This is a genomic window from Streptomyces sp. SJL17-4, from assembly GCF_036826855.1.
Classification (GTDB): Bacteria; Actinomycetota; Actinomycetes; order Streptomycetales; family Streptomycetaceae; genus Streptomyces.
Genome location: NZ_CP104578.1, coordinates 7,154,275 through 7,175,552 on the forward strand (window position 1 = coordinate 7,154,275; position 21,278 = coordinate 7,175,552).

The window sequence follows — 21,278 nt, forward strand, 5'->3', positions numbered from 1 at the left end:
GTGGTGGAAGGGACGGAAGGGCGTCAGAACTTGATCCCGCCCAGGAGGCCGGCGAGGCTCTGCCCGCCCGCCGTGATGCTCGGGGCGATGGCCGTACCCGCGAGGTAGAAGCCGAACAGCGCGCTGACGAGGGCGTGCGAGGCCTTCATCCCGTCCTTCTTGAAGAACAGGAAGCAGATGATGCCGAGCAGGACCACGCCTGAGATGGACAGGATCATTGGTTCTTCTCCTGGTTGAGGGGACAGTCACCATGAGTCCTTCCAAGTTCACAGCAAGTATCTATGTGACTAAAGGTGCAATAGGGTGAAAAACGTGTGATTTCACTTGACCGGCGGACGTCGAACGAGCTGTCGAGTGGCGAAATGCCCGGCGTGCGCTAGAAGAGCGGCCGACGGCGGACTGCCGTGATCTTTGCCTCGGCCGGGCGCGGTCATGTCACCGAGCGGGCAGTACCCTGTCGATTCACTCGTACGGCCGCGCTTGCCGTGCACAGGTCGACAACGCAGGAGAGAGAGGCGGGCCCACCGATGAGCGAGACTCCGGACCCCGAGGTCATCGAGCTGGCGTCCAAGGTCTTCGACCTCGCGCGCACCGGGGACGCCGACGCGCTGGCCGCCTACGTCGACGCGGGGGTCCCCGCGAACCTCACCAACGACAAGGGCGACTCCCTCGTCATGCTCGCCGCCTACCACGGCCACGCCGCCGCGGTCTCCGCCCTCCTCGCGCGCGGTGCCGACGCCGACCGCGCCAACGACCGCGGCCAGACCCCGCTCGCCGGAGCCGTCTTCAAGGGCGAGGACGCCGTGATCCGCGCCCTGCTCGCCGGCGGCGCAAATCCGGAAGCCGGGACTCCGTCCGCCGTCGACACCGCGCGGATGTTCGGCAAGGCCGAACTCCTCGAGCTCTTCGGATCCCGGTGAACGGGCGCTGAACCCCAGGTGAGAGCGGCGTCGTAAATGTGGTCGCGGTGGCGAAATGGGTGGGTCATCATGACGTCGGGCCCGGCAAAACGGGCCACCGACGAGAGGCTGAGGAAGATGGTCACTGGCAGGCGATGGACGACGAGCGGCCCGACATGTCGCCGCACGGCCTAGGCGTACGGGCGATGTACCGCCCGAACCGGGTCCTCCCGGTATCCCCCGGTCGTGTCGACAGCTTGATGTGAGGCGTCTCCCCATGTTCGATCCAGTCATAGCGCCGAGCGGCACCCTGCTCGGCCTGCTGCAGCGGGGCCGCGGCGACGGCACCCTGCACGCACTCGCCGCGCCACGCGCCGAGGCCCTCGCGGCCCTCAACCACTGCGTTCTCGACGACCCCCGCCACGACTGGCAGGTCGAGAACCGCTCCCTCTACTACGCCCGTCTCTACCTGGATCTCCACGGAGGTCTCGACGAGATCGAGGCGCATCTCTTCGGCGCCGAGGACATCCTCGACACCGAGGAGTCCAGGACCGGGCTCGCGCTCGCCGTCCTCGGGCACCTCGCCTCCTACGGACGCCAGGACGCCCTCCTGCTGCTCCGGCGGTACGCGGCGACCGGCACGAACTGGGCCTGGGCCCTCGACGAGCTGGCGCTCCGCGACGACGACGCCGGCCTCCGCGCGCTCGCCGTGCCCGTGCTGGCCCGCTTCCCGGCCGACGCCGAGGGCGACGCCGAGCTGGCCGGCGTCGTACGGGACGCCTTCGAGCCCCGCCCGTGGCGGCTGTGGGCCGAGGACCAGCGCGACGCCGTCGGCGCCCGGGTCAGGGCCGCCCAGGAACAGGGCTCCTTCGACCGCTGGCAGCGCCAGATGCGCCCCGCCGGGCCCCGCCCCGGCTGGAGCGTGCGCGCCGTCCTCGACTGGGCACAGGAGGGATACGAGCGCGGAGCCGTGCTCCACGGCCCCGCCGCCCGCTGCCTCACCGCCGTCGCGGGACCCGAGGACCGGCCCGAACTCCTCGCCGCGGCCCGGCACGGCTCGGTGGGAGCCCGCGGCGCGGCCCTCCACCACCTCGCCGAGTCACGGGACCCCGCCGTCCTCGACCTCGTCGAGGCGGCCGCCGACGGTGACTCCCGCGAGGTCGCCGAAGCCGCGATCGCCGCCTACCGCCGTATGTGCGGGGAGGACGCCGTCGCCCGCGCCCGCGCGTGGGTCCGCCGGACCGACGCCCTCGGCGCCGCCGCCGCCGACGTCCTCGCCTGCCGTGGCACCGCCCAGGACTCCCCCTCCGTCCTCGGCGCGCTGCGCGACACCATCCGCTCCGAAGGCCCCGACGCGCCCGCGCTCGGCGGGCTCGTGGACGGCGCGGGCCGCCTCGGCATCGCCTGTGCGGCCCCCGTACTGCGCCACGTCTACCGCGAGACGGCCTCGTCCCAGCTCCGCGGGCGCGTGGCCCGCGCCCTCGCCGCCACCGACCCCACCTTCGCGACCGGCTTCGCCGTCGAATGCCTCTGGGACTGCGAGGAGACGACCCGCGAGGTCGCGGCCCAACATGCCGAGACCGGTGATGTGCGCGTCGCCGAGCGGTTGCGCCGCCTCGCGGCGGACCCGGCCGAGGAGGTCGAGGTCCAGACCGCGGTACGCAACCGCATAGGGCCGGACCTCCAGGTCTGACGCGGCCCGGTCGAGGGCCGGCCCCACCGGTCGGACCCGGTCGTCCCCCGCCACCCGGCTCCGGGGCGGCGCGGCCCCCGGCGGAGAACCCGCCGCGCGAGGCCCCGCCCCGGAGGACCGGTCCAGGGGTACGGGGGCCGCCGGCCCGGGACCGCTGGACCGGGGCCGGGCCCAAGTGCGCGGACGTGCCGTCCGCCGACAGGACCGGGAGCGGGAACGTTCCGCCCCCGGGCGAGCCCGGTCGACAGGCCCGGCGCTTGATCGTTTTCGGCCACCCGCGCGCCCCGCGCGAAACGCTCATGGGACGTTCCCTCCCCGTCCAGATCGACGTTGACGGGGACACGCCGAACGCGACGACAACACCCGTATGCGTGTCGTCATCGTCACCGAATCCTTCCCTCCCGACGTCAACGGTGTGGCGCACTGCGCCCTGCAGACCGCGCGCCACCTCGTCCGGCGGGGCCACACCCCGCTCGTCATCGCCCCCGCCGTCGCCGATCCGGCCACGGACGCCGACGCCCCCTGCGTCGTCGTCCGGGTGCCCTCCCTGCCCCTGCCCGGCTATCCGCAGGTACGCGTCGCCCTGCCCAGCCGGCGCGTCGCCGCGGCCATCGCCGCCCACCGCGCCGACCTCGTCCACCTCGCGGGGCCGTTCGTCCTCGGGATGCGCGGGATGACGGCCGCCACCCGGCTCGGCATTCCCGCCGTCGCCGTCTACCAGACCGATCTCGCCGGCTACGCCCGTACCTACGTGGGAACCGGCGAGGGCGCCGCCTGGCGCCGCCTCCGCGCCGTCCACGGGGCCGCCGACCGCACCCTCGCCCCGTCCTCCGCCGCCGTCCGCGGCCTGGAGGCCCATGGCATCGGCCGCATCCGGCTCTGGGGGCGCGGGGTCGACACCGTCCGCTTCCGGCCCGAGCTGCGCGACGACGCCCTGCGCGGGGAACTCGCCCCGAACGGCGAGCTCCTCGTCGGGTACGTGGGCCGCCTCGCCCCCGAGAAGCGCGTGGATCTCCTCGCCGCAGCAGGGCGGATCCCCGGCATACGGCTCGTGGTCGTCGGCGACGGCCCGAGCGGGCCCGCGCTGCGTGGCGCCCTGCCGGACGCCCGGTTCCTCGGCCGCCGCACCGGCGACGATCTCGCCCGGATCTTCGCCTCGCTCGACGTGTTCGCCCACACCGGCCCGTTCGAGACCTTCTGCCAGACGGTCCAGGAGGCGATGGCGAGCGGTGTCCCGGTCATCGCCCCGGCCGCCGGTGGCCCTCTGGACCTGGTCGACCCCGGGCGCACCGGACTCCTCGTACCCCCGGGAGACCCGGAGGCGCTGCGCGGGGCCGTCGCCGAGCTCGCCGCGTCACCCGGGCTGCGCGCCGCGTACGGCCGGGCCGGCCGTGCCACCGTCGAGGGCCGCACTTGGGAGGCGCTCGGGGACGAACTGATCGGGCACTACCTGGAGGTCCTGCGGGAGCGGACGGCGGTGGCGGCATGAGCGGCGACCGCGTGACCGGTGTTGACCGAGTTCACAGCAAGGCGGGTGCTGATCGGCTTCACGGCGACGAGGGTGCCGGACCGGTTCGCGGCCGTGACGGCGGCGGGCTCCGCATCGTGCGGCTCGCCAACTTCGTGACCCCCACCTCGGGCGGCCTCCGTACCGCTCTCGACCATCTCGGCCGCGGCTACCGCGAGGCCGGACACGAACCCGTCCTCATCGTCCCCGGGGACGTCGCGAGCGATGTCCCCACCGAGCGGGGCCGGGTCATCACCCTCCCCGGCCCCGTGCTGCCCGGCACCGGCGGCTACCGGGTCCTCGCCGACCGGCGCCGGGTGCGGCGCCTCCTCGAGGACCTCGCGCCGGACCGGATCGAGGTCTCGGACCGTACGACCCTGCGCTGGACGGGGGAGTGGGCGCGGCGCGCCCGCGTGCCCTCGGTGATGGTCTCCCACGAGACCGCGGACGGCGTGCTCCGCACCTGGGGCGTGCCGCCCGCCGTCGCGGCCCGCGCGGCGGACCGGCTGAACCGCCGCACGGCCTGGGCGTTCGCGCGGATCGTCTGCACGACCGAGTGGGCGGAGCGGGAGTTCGTACGGATCGGGGCGCGGAACGTCGTACGGGCCCCGCTCGGCGTGGACCTGGAGCGCTGCCGGCCCGGCCGCCGCAGCACCGTGCTCCGCGCCCGGCACGCGGACGGGGAGCGGGTGCTGCTCCTGCTCTGCTCGCGCCTCTCCGTCGAGAAGCGGCCCGGCACCGCCCTGGACGCCCTCGCCGAGCTGCGGGACGCGGGCATCGAGGCGGCGCTGGTGGTCGCGGGCGACGGGCCGCTGAAGGGCGCCCTGGAGCGGCGGGCGCGCGAGCGGCGGCTTCCGGTGCGGTTCCTCGGACACGTCGCCGACCGGGAGGCCCTGGCGGACCTCCAGGCGGCGGCCGACGTATGCCTGGCTCCGGGACCGGCGGAAACGTTCGGCCTCTCGGCACTCGAGGCCCTCGCCTGAGGGACGCCGGTCGTCGTCAGCGCCTCCTCCGCGCTCCCGGAGGTCGTCGGCGCGGCGGGGGCCGCCGCCGTGGACACCCCGAAGGCCTTCGCCTCCGCCGTACGGGGGCTCCTCGCGGCGCCGGAGGCCACCCGCCGCCGCGCCGCACGCGTACGTGCGGAGGCCTTCACCTGGGAGCGCTCCGTCGCCGCCTTCCTCCAGGCCCACGACGCCCTGCCCGCCGCGGAGCCGCGCCTCCCCGAGGAGGTGCGGCGATGACACCGGACCAGACGTCCGTCCCGGTCGAGGTCCGGGCGGAGGCCAGGGCGACGGCCCCGGTCGAGGTCCGGATGGAGGCGAAGACGCCGGCCCGTGTCTCCGCGTCGGTCCTGCCTGCCCGGGCGCCGGGGCCCGTCCGGCAAACGGCGTCCGTCCAGGGCTGCGCCGCCTCCGGCATCGTCCCGGGCGCTGCCCTTGGCGTCGTGCCGGGCGCTGTGCCTGACATCGTGCCGGGTATTGCGCCTGGCCCCGCGCTTGGTGCTGTCCCGGGCGTCGTCCCGGCCGTACCGCCCGCCCCCGCGCGCGTACCCCCGCCCCGCTCCCGTACGGCTCCCACCGACACCGTCAGGTTCGTCGTGCTCGGGGACTCGCTCAGCGAGGGCGTCGGCGACCGGGTGGACGGCGTCTGGCGGGGGTGGGCGCCGTTGCTCGCCGACGGGCTCGCGGCCGAGGGACAGGACACGGCGTTCCTGAACCTCGCGGTCAGCGGGGCCCTCAGCGGCGACGTCGCGGACCGGCAGGGCCCCCGCGCCCTCGCCTTCCGGCCGCACCTGGCCTCCGTCGTCGTCGGGGTCAACGACACCCTGCGCCGCACCTTCGACATCGGGGTGCTCGCCCGCCACCTGGGCCGCGTCTGTGCCGACCTGGACGCCGCCGGAGCCGTACTCCTGACCGCCTGTCTGCCCGACCCCGGCCGGATGCTCGGCCTGCCACCCCCGCTGGCGCGCCCGCTCGCCCGCCGCCAGCGGTCGGTCAACGCCGTCGTGCACGCCCTCTCCGCCCGGTACGGGGCCGTCCATCTGCACCTCGCCGACGACACCTGGACGGAGGACCACACGCTGTGGAGCGCCGACCGGCTGCACCCCGGCGAGCGGGGCCACCGGGCCGTCGCGGAGGGCTTCCACCGGCTCCTCGCCGACCGGGGACTCGCCCATGGCACGCCACCCGCGCGGGAGCCCGCCCAGCCGCCGCCCAGCCGCGCGGAGGCCGCGTTCTGGCTCGCCACCGCCGGCACCGGCTGGCTCCTCCGGCGCAGCCACGACCTGCTTCCGCAGCTGCTGCTGCTCGCCGGTGCGGAACTGCGCCATTGGGCCGACGGCACGGGCCCCGCCCCCCTCGACGCGCGCGCGGACGCCGCCCTCGCCGCCGCCCTCGTGGCCACAATGGGGAGATGAACGGGCGCTGGGAGTTCTGGATCGACCGGGGCGGCACCTTCACCGACATCGTGGGCAGACGGCCCGACGGCCGGCTCGTCACGCGCAAGGTGCTCTCCCACGACCCCACCCGGCGGCATGACGCCGCCGTCGCCGGAATCCGCCTCCTCCTCGGCCTCGGGCCCGGTGAACCCGTCCCGGCCGACCGGATCGCCGTCGTCAAGATGGGCACCACCGTCGCCACCAACGCCCTCCTGGAGCGGCGCGGCGAGCCGACCGTCCTCCTCGTCACCGAGGGCTTCCGGGACGCGCTCCGCATCGCCTACCAGAACCGGCCCCGGCTCTTCGACCGCCACATCGTGCTTCCCGAAGCGGTCTACGCGCGCGTGATCGAGGTCCCCGAGCGGGTCGACGCCCACGGCCACGTCGTCCGGCCCCTGGACGAGCCCGCCGTCACCGAGGCGCTCGCCGCCGCACACCGCGACGGACTCCGGTCCGCCGCCGTCGTCCTCCTGCACGGCTACCGCCATCCGGCGCACGAGGCCCGGATCGCGGCGATCGCACGCGACACGGGCTTCACCCAGGTCAGCTCCTCGCACGAGGTCAGCCCGCTCATCAAGCTCGTCCCGCGCGGGGACACCACCGTCGTCGACGCCTACCTCTCGCCGATCCTCCGCCGGTACGTAGACGAGGTCGCCCACGAACTCGCCGGGATCCGCCTCATGTTCATGCAGTCCAACGGCGGACTGCGCGAGGCGGCCCACTTCCGGGGCAAAGACGCCGTCCTGTCCGGGCCCGCCGGCGGCGTCGTCGGCATGGCCCGCACCTCGGCACAGGCGGGCCACGACCGGGTCATCGGCTTCGACATGGGCGGCACCTCCACCGACGTGTCGCACTACGCCGGCGCGTTCGAGCGTGAACTCGGTACACAGGTCGCCGGGGTGCGGATGCGGGCGCCGATGATGAGCATCCACACCGTCGCGGCGGGCGGCGGCTCCGTGCTGCACTTCGACGGACGCCGCTACCGCGTGGGCCCCGACTCGGCGGGCGCCGTTCCCGGCCCCGCCTGCTACCGACGGGGCGGTCCGCTCACGGTCACCGACGCCAACGTGATGCTCGGCCGTGTCCAACCCGCCCATTTTCCCGCCGTGTTCGGCGAGAGCGGCGACCTGCCCCTGGACGCCGACGTGGTACGGGAGCGGTTCACGGCCCTCGCCGAGGAGGTCGGCGGCGGCCGCACCCCCGAGGAGGTCGCCGCGGGCTTCCTGGAGATCGCCGTCCTCAACATGGCCAACGCCGTCAAGAAGATCTCCGTCCAGCGCGGCCACGACATCACGCGCTACGCCCTCACCAGCTTCGGCGGCGCGGGCGGTCAGCACGCCTGCGCCGTCGCCGACGCCCTGGGCGTCGACACCGTGCTCGTCCCCCCGCTCGCCGGAGTGCTCTCCGCGTACGGCATCGGACTCGCCGACGCCACCGCCATGCGGGAGCGGTCCGTCGAGGCGGAGCTCGACGCCCCCGGCATCCCCGCGCGCGTTGCGGCCCTCTGTGACGAACTCGCCGACCGTACGCGCGCGGAGCTTCGCGCCGACGGCCTGCCGGACGAGGCGATCACGACCCACGCACGCGTACTCCTGCGGTACGAGGGCACCGACGCGAGCCTCCAGGTCGACCTCGCGCCCCCGGACGACCTGAAGGCCGCGTTCACGGCGGTGCACCGCGCGCGGTACGCCTTCACCATGGACCGGCCGCTCGTCTTGGAGGCGGTCTCCGTGGAGGCCGTCGGACGGGCGGGGCCGCACGGACCCGTCCACGCCGATCCCGATGCCGATGCCGATGCCGATCCCGATGCCGATCCGGCCGCCGATGCCGATCCCGACCCGGCCGCCGATGCCGACGGCCCCGACGGCCGCACTCCCGCACCGCCGCTCGCCACCGTCCGGATGTTCAGCGCCGGCACACCCCACGACGCCCCCCTCCACCGGCGCGCGGCCCTGCGGCCGGGCAGCGCCGTGGACGGGCCGGCGATCCTCGCCGAGGCCGACGCCACGACCGTCGTCGACAGCGGCTGGCGGGCCACCGCGACCGACACCGGACATCTCCTCCTGCGCCGTGTCGTCCCCCGCCCCGCGCGCGTGGCCGCGGGGACGGACGTGGATCCCGTCCTCCTGGAGGTCTTCAACAGCCTCTTCATGGCCATCGCCGAGCAGATGGGCGTCCGCCTGGAGAACACCTCCCAATCCGTCAACATCAAGGAACGCCTCGACTTCTCCTGCGCACTCTTCGACGCCGAGGGCAACCTCATCGCCAACGCGCCCCACATCCCGGTCCACCTGGGTTCCATGGGCGAGTCCATCAAGGAGGTCCTGCGGCGACGCGGCGACGACCTGCGCCCCGGTGATGTGTACGCGATCAACGACCCGTACCACGGCGGCACCCATCTGCCCGATGTCACGGTCGTGACGCCGGTCTTCGACGAAACCGGCGCCGAACTCCGATTTCTCGTCGCCTCACGCGGCCATCACGCCGAGATCGGCGGCATCACTCCCGGCTCCATGCCCGCCTTCAGCCGGACGGTCGACGAGGAGGGCGTCCTCTTCGACAACTGGCTGCTCGTACGCGACGGTCGCCTGCGCGAGGCCGAGACGCGGGCCCTGCTCACCGGCGCCCTCCACCCCTCCCGCGACCCGGACACCAACCTCGCCGACCTCCGCGCGCAGATCGCCGCCAACGAGAAGGGCATCGAGGAACTGCGGCGAGCGGTCGACGAGTTCGGACTCGACGTCGTCCAGGCCTACATGCGGCACGTCCGCGCCAACGCCGAGGAGTCCGTGCGCCGCATCGTCGCCCGCCTGGACGACGGCGCGTACCGCTACGAGACCGACGGCGGCGCGGTCATCCAGGTGGCCGTCCGCGTCGACCGTGAACGGCGCTCCGCCGTCCTCGACTTCACCGGGACCTCCCCGCAGCTGCCCGGGAACGCCAACGCGCCCACGGCCGTCGTCATGGCCGCCGTCCTGTACGTCTTCCGCACCCTCGTCGACGAGGACATCCCGCTCAACAGCGGCTGCCTGGAACCCCTTGAGGTCCGCGTCCCGCCCGGCTCCATGCTCGCCCCGGAACCGCCGGCCGCCACCGTCGCGGGGAACGTCGAGACCTCCCAGGCCGTCACGGGCGCGCTCTACGCGGCCCTCGGCGTCCAGGCAGAGGGTTCCGGCACCATGAACAACGTCACCTTCGGCAACGCGCGCGTGCAGTACTACGAGACGGTCGCCAGCGGCTCCGGAGCGGGCGACGGCTTCGACGGCGCCGACGCCGTCCAGACCCACATGACCAACTCCCGGCTCACCGACCCCGAGATCCTGGAGTGGCGCCACCCGGTCAGGGTCGACGCCTTCGCGGTACGGGAGGACGGCGGCGGTCGCGGCCGCTGGCGGGGCGGACACGGGGTGGAGCGCCGCATCCGGTTCCTGGAGCCGATGACGGTGGCCCTCCTCACCGGACACCGCAGGGTCCCCCCGTACGGCATGGCGGGCGGCGAACCGGGCGCCCTCGGCGAGAACCTCGTGGAACGCGCGGACGGCACCGTCGATCACCTCGGCGGCGCGGCCACCACGGAGGTGGGCCCCGACGACGTGCTGGTCCTCCGCACCCCCGGCGGCGGTGGCTACGGCCCGCCGCCCGAGGAGAAGTGACGGCCGGGCGCGGGGCGCTCAGCGCACTGGTGTGAACCGCACCGGCGTGCCCGGCACCGCCTGCGCCGCAGCACCCAGATCCGCCTCCCGGACCACGCCGACCACCGGATAGCCCCCGGTCGTCGGATGGTCGGCGAGAAACACCACGGGCCGCCCGTCGGGTGGCACCTGGACCGCGCCCAGGACCATGCCCTCGCTGGCCGGCTCGCCGTGCAGGGCCCGTTCGAGGACCGGACCCTCAAGGCGCAGGCCGATGCGGTTGCTCGCCGGGGACACCCGGTACGCGCGCGTGGCGAGGGTCCGGAGCGCCGCGGCCGTGAACCAGTCCTCGCGCGGCCCGAGCCGGACCCGCAGGACCAGTTCGTCGGGCGGGCCCGGCCACGGGGGAGCGTCGACCGAACCCCGTACCGCCGTGCCCGTGCCCGTGTCCGGCCCCAGGGGCAGGACCGTTCCCTCGGCCAGCGGCGCCGGCCCCAGTCCGGACAGCAGGTCGGTGGAGCGGCTCCCCAGCACCGGCTCGACGCCGACTCCGCCGCCGAACGCCACATACGCGCGCAGCCCGCGGGTGGCCGCGCCGATCTCCAGAACCGACCCGGCAGGCACGCGGACCGCGGTTCCCCAGGCGGCCGGGCGCCCGTCCACCCGTACCGGGCAGGGCGCGCCCCCCACCGCCACGGTGACCGCGCGACGGGGTCGCACGGCGCAGCCGTTGACGGTGGTCTCCAGGACGGCCGCGGCCTCCGGGTTGCCGACGAGCCGGTTCACGAGGCGTACGGCCGACGGGTCGAGAGCGCCCGAGCGGGGCACCCCGAGATGCGCGTACCCGGTGCGCCCCAGGTCCTGCACGGTCGTCAGCGCCCCGGCCCGGACCACGATGACGGCCCGGTCGGTCATCGTCCGCCCCCCGTCGCGGCGCCGTCCGCCGTGAAGCGGACCCGTGTGCCCGGAGTCAGCAGCGCGGCCGGCTCCCGACCGGTGTCCCAGAGCACCGTGTCCGTCGTGCCGATCAGCTGCCAGCCACCGGGAGAGGAGCGCGGGTACACGCCCGTGTACGGGCCTGCCAGGGCGACCGAGCCTGCCGGGACGGTCGTACGTGGCGTGGCGCGCCGCGGCACCCCGTACCGCTCGTCGAGCCCCGTCAGATAGCCGAAGCCCGGAGCGAACCCGCAGAACGCGACCCGGAACTCGGTCGCCGTGTGGATCCGTACCGCCGCCTCGACCGACACGCCCCAGAGCGCGGCGACCTCCGCGAGGTCGGGCCCGTCGTAGCGGACCGGGATCTCGATCGCCCCGCCCACGCGCGCGGGGAGCGGCCCCACCTCCCAGCCGCTCAACTCGGCCGCCAGCCGGTCCGGGTCCGTCACCCCGTCGAGCAGCACCGTCCGCGCCGCCGGCACGATCTCCCGTACGGCGGGCAGCGTGCCGGCCGCCCGTCGGCGCAGCAGCTCGGCGTGGAACGCCTCCGTCTCCTCGCCCCCGGCCAGCTCCACCAGGAGCGCCCGCTCGCCCACGCGCAACGCGCGCGGGGCGGTGGACCTCACGCGAAGGCCTCCACCCGTACACCGGAACCCTGGAGGCGCTCTCGTACCCGCCGGGCGAGGTCCACCGCGCCCGGGGTGTCGCCGTGCAGGCACAGCGACCGCGGCCGCACCGCCACGGAACTGCCGCAGTGCGCCGTGACCACCCCGAACCTGGCCATGGCCACCGACCGTTCCACCACGGCGTCCGGGTCGCTGACGACCGCCCCCACCTGCCCGCGCGGCACCAGCGTGCCGTCCGCCCGGTAGGCCCGGTCGCCGAAGGCCTCGGGGACCACCGGCAGACCGGCCTCCTTCGCGGCCTCGTGCAACCGTGACCCCGGCAGCCCCAGGACCGGCAGCGAGCGGTCCGCGAGCAGGACGCCCTCGACGACCGCCGCCGCCTGCTCCTCGTCCCGGACCACCCGGTTGTAGAGCGCGCCGTGCGGCTTCACATACGCCACGCGCGCGCCGGCGGCCCGTGCGAAGACCTCGAGAGCGCCGATCTGGTACGCCACCTCGGCCGCCAGCTCCGCGGCCGGCACGTCCATCGAGCGCCGCCCGAAACCGGCCAGGTCCCGGTACGAGACCTGGGCCCCGATCCGTACCCCGCGCGCGGCGGCGAGCTCGCAGACCCGCCGCATGGTGGCCGCGTCCCCGGCGTGGAAGCCGCACGCCACGTTGGCGCTGGTCACGACGGACAGAAGCTGTTCGTCGTCGGTGAGCGTCCAGCGTCCGAAACCCTCACCGAGATCGGCGTTGAGGTCGATCAGGGCCTCGGCCGGGCTCTGGTCCGGGGGCGTGCGCATCTGCACCTCGCAGAAGGGGGAGCGTGCCGGGGCGGCACGGGGGACCGTACGATGCCGTCAACGTAGAGGATTGTTGAACAATCCGACAAGACGAAAGAGAGCGTCGTGACAGCGAGTGAAGCCGGGGACCTGACCGCCGACCGCGTCCTGCTCGGGCGCACGAGCACGGCGGAGCGCGTCGCGGACATCCTGCGTACCCGGGTCGCCGAGGGCTACTTCCCGCCCGGCACCCGGCTCTCCGAGGAGGGCATCGGCGGCGCGCTCGGTGTGTCCCGCAACACCTTGCGGGAGGCCTTCCGGCTCCTCACCCACGAGCGGCAGCTCGTCCACGAGCTCAACCGCGGGGTCTTCGTCCGGGTCCTGGCGGTCGACGACGTGGACGACATCTACCGGACCCGCCGGCTCGTCGAGTGCGCCGTCGTACGCGGCCTCGGGCAGCCCCCGTACGCCCTCGACGCGCTCGCCGTGGCCGTGGTGGAGGGCGAGGCCGCGGCCCGCGCGGGCGACTGGCAGGGCGTCGCCACGGCCAACATCCACTTCCACCGCGAACTCGTCGCCCTCGCGGGCAGCGCCCGTACCGACGAGCTGATGCGGAGCGTCCTCGCCGAACTCCGTCTCGCGTTCCACGTCGTCGACGACCCGCGCGTCCTGCACGAGCCGTACCTGGCGCGGAACCGCGAGATCCTGGACGCCCTGCGGGCCGGTGAGCGGACCACGGCGGAAAGGCTCCTCGTCCGCTACCTCGACGACTCCCGCACCCGCGTCGCCGCCGCGTACGCGAGGGCCGTCGACACCCCGGCGGGCCCGGCGGACTGACCGCCCCAGGGTCCCGATCGAGTCCGGCCGCATCTGCGCCGTTTCGACCGTTGTCAGTTCGAGGACCTAATCTGTCCACCGTGACTTCGCCTGCCTCGACGGACCTCGCTCCGCCCCAGCTCAGCGCGGGGCCGCGGCCCGCGCAGGGCCCGGCCGCCGACGAAGGGCTCGCGCGGCGCCTCCGCGCGCTCGCGTGCACCGCCCCGCTGCACGACCTGGACGCGCGCAAGGCGAACCTGGCAGGTGAGTACACGGTCTACGCGATGGCCGAGGTGGCCCTCTCCGCCATCGACCTCATCACGCTGAACATGGACTTCGACACCGGCGCCGACCACGAGCAGATCGTCTCCCGGCTGCTGCCCCGCGTCGCCGCCCAGGCGCCCGACCGCCCCGCCGCCGAGCACGAGCGCGTGGCCCGCTGGGTCCTGGAGAACCTGATCAACGTCGGCAGCGTCGACCGCGGTTTCCGCGCCGTCTACGGCACCTTCGGCACCGACGGCGTGTACGTCCGCAGGGACTACGACTTCAAGCTCATCGAGGAGGTCCCGGGGTACGGCGGCGGTGTCTACCTCCGGACCACCGACGAAGCGGTCAACGTCCTGGTCGGCGCCCTCGACACCGACGTCACCAGCGCCCAGATCGCCGCCGAGGTGAAGCTGGAGGTCCTCATCAACAGGGGCCGCCTCGCCGACGCCCAGCTCGCCGCCGAGCAGGCGCGGTACCGGACCGTGCAGTACGCCGAGACCCTCCGCAAGACCCTGGAGGCCACCCGGCGCAACGTGCGCGCGGTGGACTGGCTCAACACGGTGCCGGACATGATCGCCGAAGCGCTCGACCACGTCGCCGACCGCTACCGCCACGAGAACGCGATCCTCACCAACATCCGCAAGGCCCGCGACGAGGCCGAGGCGGCGTCCGACGCGAAGACGGCCGAGCACAAGCGGCGCGCCGCCGAGCTCGTCGACATAGTGAAGGACTGCATCCGGCGCCACACCCAGCTCCAGTCCCGCCTCCTGGACGCCGGGCCCCTCTTCCGCGCCGAGCAGGACCGGCAGGCCTTCGCCGCGCCCACGTCGTACACCGGCCTCGACCTGTACGGGCAGCTCGTGGCGCCGACCCTGCCGCTCCCCGTCGAGCAGGCCGCCAAGGTCACCGACGCGTTCTTCGCGCGCGGCACCGGTCTGCGCACCCCGGCGTCCGTCCGGCTCGGCGACCTGGTCGACCTGCTGTTGACCCCGCCCGTGGAGCGCGAGCACCTCGGCGCCGAGATGCCCGAACCCGATCTCATCGCCACCCCGGACGACTCCCGCTTCAGCGAGGAGCAGCTCGCCGGCGCCATGCGGCTGCTCGACCTGGAGCACGACGCCCCGCGGCGCCTCTCCGGTCTGCTGGCCGAGGCCCGCGAGCTCGACGGCGATCTGCCCTACCTCGTCGCCCTCCTCGCCGTCCACGCGGCGAGCCCCCCGGTCGGGACGGCCTACCGGCAGGGTGAGGAGCGCCTCCTCTTCGCCGTCGACGACGGCACCCCGCTCGACGACCCGGAGTTCGGCGGCGCCGACCTCATCGTCGGTACGGCCCTGCTCGACGCCGCGGGCATGGCCGCCGGCCGCACGGAGGCCTCGTGACCCTCGTCCCGCCCGTCCCCGCGGCCGTGACCGTGGCTCACGACAACGCCGCCGTGGACAGCCCTGTCGTGGACCCGCCAGTGACCGGCGTGGCCGACGCCGAGCTTGTCCTTCCCGTGCCTCCGGAGCCGGAGCCGGAGCCGGTGTCCAGCTTTGCGTCGGAGTCGGAGTCGGAGCCGGTGTCCAGCTCCGCGCCGGAGCCCGCCCCCGCGTCGCTCGGCGCCACCCCCACCCCCGGCCCCCGGCTCCGCCACGTCCGTATCGACCCTCCGGCCGGGCCACGAGGCGAGGCGGACGGCCTGTCCCCGCTTCCCGGCACACCGCCCCGGATCGGGGTCGTGCCGGTGCCCCAGCCGTCCCGCACGACGTCCGACCGGCGGAGCAGCACCCCGTCCGTGCGTCCGGTACGCCTCGTGGACACCGCGGCCGCAACCGACGGCCTCCCCGGTGCCACCGAGCGCCCGGCGGCGGTCACCCCGGTCCCGCTGCCCGTACCCCGCCCGGCCACGCCCGCCGAACCTGCCACGCCCGCCGAACCCGGCCTGCCTGCCGCACCCGCCACCCCCGCCGCACCCCCGTCGACCGAGAGCCGTACCGAGGAGCCCCAGCCGTGAGCGAAACCCACGCCGAGTACGCCGACGCGTGGGGCGAGCAGGAGCCCCCGCAGCCCCCGGCCGCCTCCACGGGCGGCGGCGCCACGCCCGCCGTCACCCCGGCCGACGCCTCCGACGCGGCCCGCCTCGTCTCCTTCGGGCTGCAGCCCAAGCTGCTCCCCGCCCGCGACGCCGAGTACGCGGAGCTGCTCCGCCGCTACCGAGAGGACCCCGCCTTCGCGCGCCTCGCCGACGCCGTCGCGACCGGGCTCGGCCTCATCGTCCTGGAGGTCTCCCCGCGCGCGGGGATGGCCGTCACCGCGGGCGAGGACTCCGTCTTCGCCGTCCGCATGGGCGACTACGCGCGCCGAGCCTCCACCGACTCGGCCGACCGCTTCCTGCACGGCCTGGCCCATCTCGCGGTCGCCGCCATGGCCTTCCCCCGCCCCGAGGACCTCGCGGACGACGCGTACATCGGCCGACTCACCGTCAACGGCGTCGACGCGTTCGTACGGCAGGCCTGTCTGCGTCTGGAGCAGCGCGCCGAGGAGCAGGGGGAGAACACCGACCCCGCGTCCGACGCCCCCGGCCTGGAGGCCGCCTGGCGGATCTACGCCCGCCGCAGCGCCACCGGTGCCACCAAGGACGCCCGTCGCCTCGCCGGATCCACCACCGGCATCGTCGGCAAGGCGGCCGCCTTCCTCACCGACTCCGGTTTCCTCCAGCGCACCGGGGACGAGGGCGGCGGCTCCTACCGCACCACCGCCCGCTATCAGCTCCAGGTCCGCGACATGGCCGGCTCCGCCGCCATGGCCGAGCTCCTCGAACTCGGCGTCGTCCCCGTCAGCGACGGCTCCGCGACCCTCCTGCCGCCGCCCGCGGGCGACGACCTGGAGATCGCGGCCGACGCGGGCCTGCCCTTCCACGCCCCACCGCACGCGTGACCGCGCCGCACCGCCCCGCGTAACCGTTCTTCCCGAGCACGAGAGCACGAGAGTCCCTCGCCATGTACGAGCTGTCCCGGGTCCGCCTGTACTCCATCGGTCCCGCCGGTGCGCGCTACGCCGACACCGTCCTGGACCTGCGCGGGGTCGGCGCGCCCGTGCCCCACCCCGCCCCCACCCAGGCGGAGTTCTTCGAGGAGGAGCCGGTCGGCCCGCCGCGCCGCCCCGCCCCCGCGGGCGTGCTCTTCCTGGAGAACGGCGGCGGCAAGTCCGTCCTCCTCAAGCTGATCTTCTCGGTCATGCTCCCGGGCCATCGCAACACCCTGGGCGGCGCCAGCTCCGGCGTGCTGCGCAAGTTCCTCCTCGCCGACGACTGCGGGCACGTCGCCCTGGAGTGGCAGCACACCCTCACCGGCGAGCTCGTCGTCGTCGGCAAGGCCAGCGAGTGGCGCGGCAGGCAGGTCTCCTCCGACCCGCGGAAGTTCGCCGAGGCCTGGTACTCGTTCCGTCCCGGCCCCGGACTCAGCCTGGACAACCTTCCCGTCGCCGAGGCGACGTCCGTCCGCGCGCCCGTCGAGGGCGCCTCCGGTGCGACCGGCCGCCGCCGCACCATGAAGGGCTTCCGCGACGCGATCACCGAGGCGGGCAAGGCGTACCCGCATCTGGAGGTCTACTGGGAGGAGATCCACGACCGCTGGAACGAGCACCTCGGCGAGCTCGGACTCGACCCCGAACTCTTCCGCTACCAGCGCGAGATGAACGCCGACGAGGGCGAGGCGGCCGGTCTCTTCGCGGTCAAGAAGGACTCCGACTTCACCGACCTGCTGCTGCGGGCCGTCACCGACACCAGGGACACCGACGGTCTCGCCGACCTCGTCGGAGGCTTCGGCAACAAGCTCGGCCGCCGCGCCGAACTCACCGCCGAGCGCGAGTTCACGGCCGGTTCCGTGGACCTCCTCAACCGGATCGTCGAAGCCGCCGGGACCCGCTCCACCGCGCGCGACATCCACACGGCGGCCGAGCGCCGCACCCGTACCCTGGCCCGCCGGCTCTCCGCCCGCGCCGCCGTGGAACGCGCGCGTGGAGCCGAACTCGCCCAGCAGGTCACCTCCGCCGGACACGCCGTCGCCGAGGCCGAGAGCGCGCGCGGCCGCGCCGCCCTCATCGCCGCCGAACTCGCCTACCGGCACGCCTCCCTGGCGCTCACCGCCGCCGAGAAGGGCGCCGCGTCCCAGCGCCGCGAACTCACCGACGCCCGTACCGTGCACTCCGCCTGGCAGGCGGCCGAGGTCGTCCTCCGCCACCGCGCCGCCGGCGACCGCTCCGCGCGCGTGGCCGCCGCCATCCGCGACGCCGAGCGGGACGCCGCCCCGGCCCTCGCGGCCCGCGCCGAGGCCGCCGCCGACCTCGTACGGGCCCTCTCCGCCGCCGCGGAGGAGGGCGAGCGCCACGCGGCCGAGGAGGAGGAACGCTCCACCGCCCTCCAGGAAGCAGGCGAGACCGCGCACCGCGACGCCACGGCCGCCGCGACCGAGGCCCAGCGGGCCCGCAGCGAGGCCGGACACCTGCGCCAGCGTCTCGCCGAGGTCGAGCAGGAGACCGCCGAGGCCGTACGGGCCGGCTGGCTCGACGACACCGCGCCCGACGCCGACCCCGCCCGCGCCGCGCTCGCCGCGAGCGACGCCGAGAAGACGACGGTCGCCGCCTGGGACACCGCGCGCGAGGCCGCCCGTACGGCAGCGGACCGCGCGCGTGAGGCCGCAGGGGCCGAGGCCCGCGCCGAACTCGCCGCGGCCCGCGCGGCGGACGCCGCCGAGGCCGCCGGGAACGCCTACGACGCGGAGCGCCGCGCCGCCGAGTTCCTCGCGGGCGAGCAGCGCCTCGCCGAACTCCTGAGCCTCCCGGCCACCGGCTCCCACCTGCCGACCGCCGGCTCGCCCCTGCCCGGTCAGCGCGCCGCCACCCCCGGCGCCGACCCCGAGCAAGCCGCCGGGACGGAGACCGTCAGCGAGCCCCAGGGCCCGCTCACCGTCACCGAGTTCGACCGGTACGCCGACGAACTGCGCGGCATGCTCGACCAGGCCGTCACCTCCGCCGAGCGCCAGCTCTTCGAGCTGCGCACCGCCGCGGCCGACGACTCCCGCATCCTCGGCGCCCTCGGCGACGGCGGCCTGCTGCCGCCGGGACCCGACGTCCTCGCCACCGTCGAGTACCTCGGCGAGCACGGCATCCCCGCCCTTCCCGGCTGGCGCTATCTCGCCCAGGCCGTCGACCCCGCCGACCACGCGCGCGTACTCGCCGCCCGCCCCGAGCTGGTCGACGGCGTCGTGATCACCGACCCCGTCTCGTACGGCCGCGCCCGCGAGGTCCTCGGCACGGCGGCCCTGCTGCCCCGCTCCGCCGTGGCCGTCGGTACGGCCGCCGCCCTGCTCGCCCCCGTACCGGCGCAGGACGCCACGGACGACAGCGGTGTCCACGGCGTCTTCCTCGTACCGCCGAACCCGGCCATGCACGACGAGCACGCGGCCGACGAGGAGCGCCACGCCCTGCGCGCCCGCGCCGCCGCCCGAGACGAGGAGATCCGCACCCTCGCCGCCCGCCTCGCCGGCGACCGCTCCCTCGCGGCCCGGATCGGCTCCTGGCGCGCCGACTGCCCGCCCGGCATGCTCGCCGAGCTCGCGGCCGTCGCCACGACCGCGCGGGAGACCGCGGAGGCCGCGACCGCCACCCTCGACGAGGCCCGCACCGCGCGCGTGGAGGCCGACGAGGCCGCCGCCGAAGCCGCCCAGGTCCGGGACGAGCGCCAGGAGGCGGCCCAGCGCGCCCGCCGGGTCGCCGACGCCCTCGCGGGCCTCGCCTTCCGGCTGCGGGAGCGGTCCGCCTGGCAGGCCAAGCTGCGCGAACTCGCCGACGACGCCGCCGAGGCCGAGGCCCGAGCCCAGACCTGTCTGGAACGCGCGCGTGCCGCCGACGAGGACCGCCGCGCGACCCAGCGCTCCGCCGACGACGCCCACCGCACCGCCCGCGCCCTCCGGGCCGAGCGCGCCGAGATCGCCGGCGCCCCCGACACCCTCCCCGAGGGCGAAGCGCCCGCGCCCCGCGCCGCGCTGCCCACCCTGCGCGAGGCCTACCGGGCCGCGTCCCAGCTGTACGAGAAGGTCGGCGTCGGCGCCGACCTGCGCGCCGAGCAGGCCCGCGCCGAGGGCGACGAGTCCGCCGCCCTCGCCGAACTCGACCGCCTCACCAACAAGGTCCGCACCCGCGCCGAGCAGCTCCTGGAGTCCACGGACGGCGCCGACGGCCCGTCCCGGCAGGCCGCCGCCGCCCGCGCCGAGTCCCTCGTCCAGATGCTGGAGACCCGCGCGTCGGAGGCCAGCGAGAAGCTCGGGCGGCTGCGCGGCGAGGCCGAGCGCCTCGCCCCCGAGGACGGCGAGGAGCACACCGAGCTGCCCGAGGACCTCGTCCCCGCCGACGCCGAGCGGGCCCAGGTCCTGCTCCGTACCGCCACCGCCGAACTCGCCTCCCGCACCGACGCCCTGGAGGCGGCGCGCGCCGCCCACACCGGACTGCTCCGGGACCACCGGGCCGCCGAGGACGCGGCGGGCGGCTTCGACGAGACCGCCGCCCTGCTGCGGGACCTGCTCCGCGACCACACGGACGAGGAGCGGGAGGAGACCGAGCCGTACCCCGGCGGCCTGGAGGAGGCCCGCACGACGGCCGCCGAGGCGCGCCGCTCGCTGCGAGGCTGCACGGCCGAACTGTCGTCGGCCGACGCCGCCGTGCGCGAGGCGAGCGACATCCTCGTACGACACGCCAACTCCACCCGCTACGAGCAGGTCCGCACCCCGGCGCGCCAGCAGATCCGCGAACTGCCGGCGTCGGCGCTGCCCGAGCACGCCGCCAAGTGGGCCGAGGCCTTCGCGCCCCGGCTGCGGGTCCTCACCGACGAGCTGGAGCAGCTGGAGCGCAACCGCGACTCGATCGTCGACCGGCTGCGCGGCCTGGTGGAGTCCTCGCTCGCGACGCTCCGCTCGGCGCAGCGGCTCTCCCGGCTCCCTGAAGGCCTCGGCGAGTGGTCGGGCCAGGAGTTCCTGCGCATCCGCTTCGAGGAGCCCGACCAGGCCACCCTCGCGGAGCGGCTCGGCGAGGTCGTCGACGAGGCGACCCGCGCGGCCGTCAAGAAGAACTCCGACCTGCGCCGCGACGGCATGTCCCTGCTGCTCCGCGGCGTCCAGGCCGCGCTCGAACCCAAGGGCGTCTCCGTCGAGATCCTCAAGCCGGACGCGGTGCTGCGCGCCGAGCGGGTGCCCGTCGGGCAGATGGGCGACGTCTTCTCCGGCGGTCAGCTGCTCACCGCGGCCATCGCCCTGTACTGCACGATGGCGGCGCTCCGCTCCAACGACCGGGGCCGCGACAAGCACCGGCACGCGGGCACCCTGTTCCTCGACAACCCGATCGGCCGCGCCAACGCCACGTACCTCCTGGAGCTCCAGCGGGCCGTGTCGGACGCGCTGGGCGTGCAGCTCCTGTACACGACGGGCCTGTTCGACACGACCGCGCTCGCCGAGTTCCCCCTGGTGATCCGGCTGCGCAACGACGCCGACCTGCGGGCCGGCCTCAAGTACATCAGCGTGGAGGAGCACCTGCGCCCGGGTCTGCCGCAGACCGCGGCGGAGGGAGAGACGATCCACGGCGAGATCACGGCGACGAGGATGTTCCGCCGGCACACGGCGGACGACCCGAGCCGGCCGGCGGCCCTCTAGCGCACACGTGAGCGGCCCGGCC

At 75.2% G+C, this 21,278-nt stretch carries 14 protein-coding genes and 1 pseudogene; 11 read left to right on the forward strand and 4 right to left on the reverse strand.

All coding sequences use genetic code 11. From position 1 onward, the window contains the following. Nucleotides 1-23: 23 nt before the first annotated feature. Nucleotides 24-218, reverse strand: coding sequence for a hypothetical protein (locus N5875_RS32250; protein WP_015032212.1), 195 nt, complete (start codon nt 216-218; stop codon nt 24-26). Nucleotides 219-527: 309 nt separating this feature from the next. Here N5875_RS32250 and N5875_RS32255 point away from each other — a divergent pair, with 309 nt between their 5' ends. The 6 genes and pseudogenes from N5875_RS32255 to N5875_RS32280 all read left to right on the forward strand — a co-directional run bounded on the left by N5875_RS32255 (nt 528) and on the right by N5875_RS32280 (nt 10,189). Next, nucleotides 528-920 carry an ankyrin repeat domain-containing protein gene (locus N5875_RS32255; protein ID WP_229315591.1) on the forward strand — a complete coding sequence of 131 codons (393 nt, stop codon included), beginning with the start codon at nt 528-530 and terminating at the stop codon, nt 918-920. A 256-nt stretch (nt 921-1,176) separates the two neighbouring features. Further along, on the forward strand, nt 1,177-2,592 hold the full coding sequence (locus tag N5875_RS32260; protein WP_338497731.1) for a HEAT repeat domain-containing protein: 1,416 nt from the start codon (nt 1,177-1,179) through the stop codon (nt 2,590-2,592). A 367-nt stretch (nt 2,593-2,959) separates the two neighbouring features. Further along, a complete protein-coding gene (locus N5875_RS32265; RefSeq protein WP_338497733.1) occupies nt 2,960-4,081 on the forward strand; it encodes a glycosyltransferase family 1 protein in 1,122 nt (373 codons plus the stop codon). Beyond that, nucleotides 4,078-5,340: pseudogene (locus N5875_RS32270) on the forward strand (glycosyltransferase). The gene N5875_RS32265 and the pseudogene N5875_RS32270 overlap by 4 nt, the downstream one beginning before the upstream one ends. Before the next feature lie 356 nt (nt 5,341-5,696). Continuing rightward, nucleotides 5,697-6,515: an SGNH/GDSL hydrolase family protein gene (locus N5875_RS32275; RefSeq protein ID WP_338499326.1), complete on the forward strand. Its 819-nt coding sequence runs from the start codon at nt 5,697-5,699 to the stop codon at nt 6,513-6,515. Then, nucleotides 6,512-10,189: a hydantoinase B/oxoprolinase family protein gene (locus N5875_RS32280; RefSeq protein ID WP_338497735.1), complete on the forward strand. Its 3,678-nt coding sequence runs from the start codon at nt 6,512-6,514 to the stop codon at nt 10,187-10,189. The genes N5875_RS32275 and N5875_RS32280 overlap by 4 nt, the downstream gene beginning before the upstream one ends. Before the next feature lie 18 nt (nt 10,190-10,207). Here the strand turns inward: N5875_RS32280 and N5875_RS32285 are convergent, their stop codons facing one another. The 3 genes from N5875_RS32285 to N5875_RS32295 are packed head-to-tail and all read right to left on the reverse strand — an operon-like array spanning nt 10,208 to nt 12,515. Beyond that, the gene (locus N5875_RS32285) at nt 10,208-11,083 is read right to left on the reverse strand and encodes a biotin-dependent carboxyltransferase family protein (RefSeq protein ID WP_338497736.1); all 876 of its coding nucleotides are present in this window, start codon (nt 11,081-11,083) and stop codon (nt 10,208-10,210) included. Beyond that, the gene (locus tag N5875_RS32290) at nt 11,080-11,730 is read right to left on the reverse strand and encodes an allophanate hydrolase subunit 1 (RefSeq protein ID WP_338497737.1); all 651 of its coding nucleotides are present in this window, start codon (nt 11,728-11,730) and stop codon (nt 11,080-11,082) included. Before N5875_RS32290 ends, N5875_RS32285 begins: the two co-directional genes overlap by 4 nt. Further along, nucleotides 11,727-12,515 (reverse strand): 5-oxoprolinase subunit PxpA, encoded by a 789-nt coding sequence (locus N5875_RS32295; protein WP_318206713.1) that lies wholly within the window; start codon nt 12,513-12,515, stop codon nt 11,727-11,729. The genes N5875_RS32290 and N5875_RS32295 overlap by 4 nt, the downstream gene beginning before the upstream one ends. Nucleotides 12,516-12,620: 105 nt before the next feature. Between N5875_RS32295 and N5875_RS32300 the strand changes: the two genes are divergently transcribed. From N5875_RS32300 to N5875_RS32320, 5 genes are all read left to right on the forward strand, one after another. After that, complete coding sequence (locus tag N5875_RS32300; RefSeq protein WP_338497738.1) at nt 12,621-13,331, forward strand: GntR family transcriptional regulator; 711 nt, start codon at nt 12,621-12,623, stop codon at nt 13,329-13,331. 80 nt (nt 13,332-13,411) lie between these two features. Beyond that, on the forward strand, nt 13,412-14,956 hold the full coding sequence (locus tag N5875_RS32305; RefSeq protein ID WP_318206711.1) for a hypothetical protein: 1,545 nt from the start codon (nt 13,412-13,414) through the stop codon (nt 14,954-14,956). Continuing rightward, nucleotides 14,953-15,570, forward strand: coding sequence for a hypothetical protein (locus N5875_RS32310; protein ID WP_338497740.1), 618 nt, complete (start codon nt 14,953-14,955; stop codon nt 15,568-15,570). The genes N5875_RS32305 and N5875_RS32310 overlap by 4 nt, the downstream gene beginning before the upstream one ends. Next, nucleotides 15,567-16,493 (forward strand): hypothetical protein, encoded by a 927-nt coding sequence (locus N5875_RS32315; RefSeq protein ID WP_318206709.1) that lies wholly within the window; start codon nt 15,567-15,569, stop codon nt 16,491-16,493. The genes N5875_RS32310 and N5875_RS32315 overlap by 4 nt, the downstream gene beginning before the upstream one ends. A gap of 62 nt (nt 16,494-16,555) precedes the next feature. Next, the gene (locus tag N5875_RS32320; RefSeq protein WP_338497741.1) at nt 16,556-21,256 is read left to right on the forward strand and encodes a hypothetical protein; all 4,701 of its coding nucleotides are present in this window, start codon (nt 16,556-16,558) and stop codon (nt 21,254-21,256) included. Nucleotides 21,257-21,278: the final 22 nt, after the last annotated feature.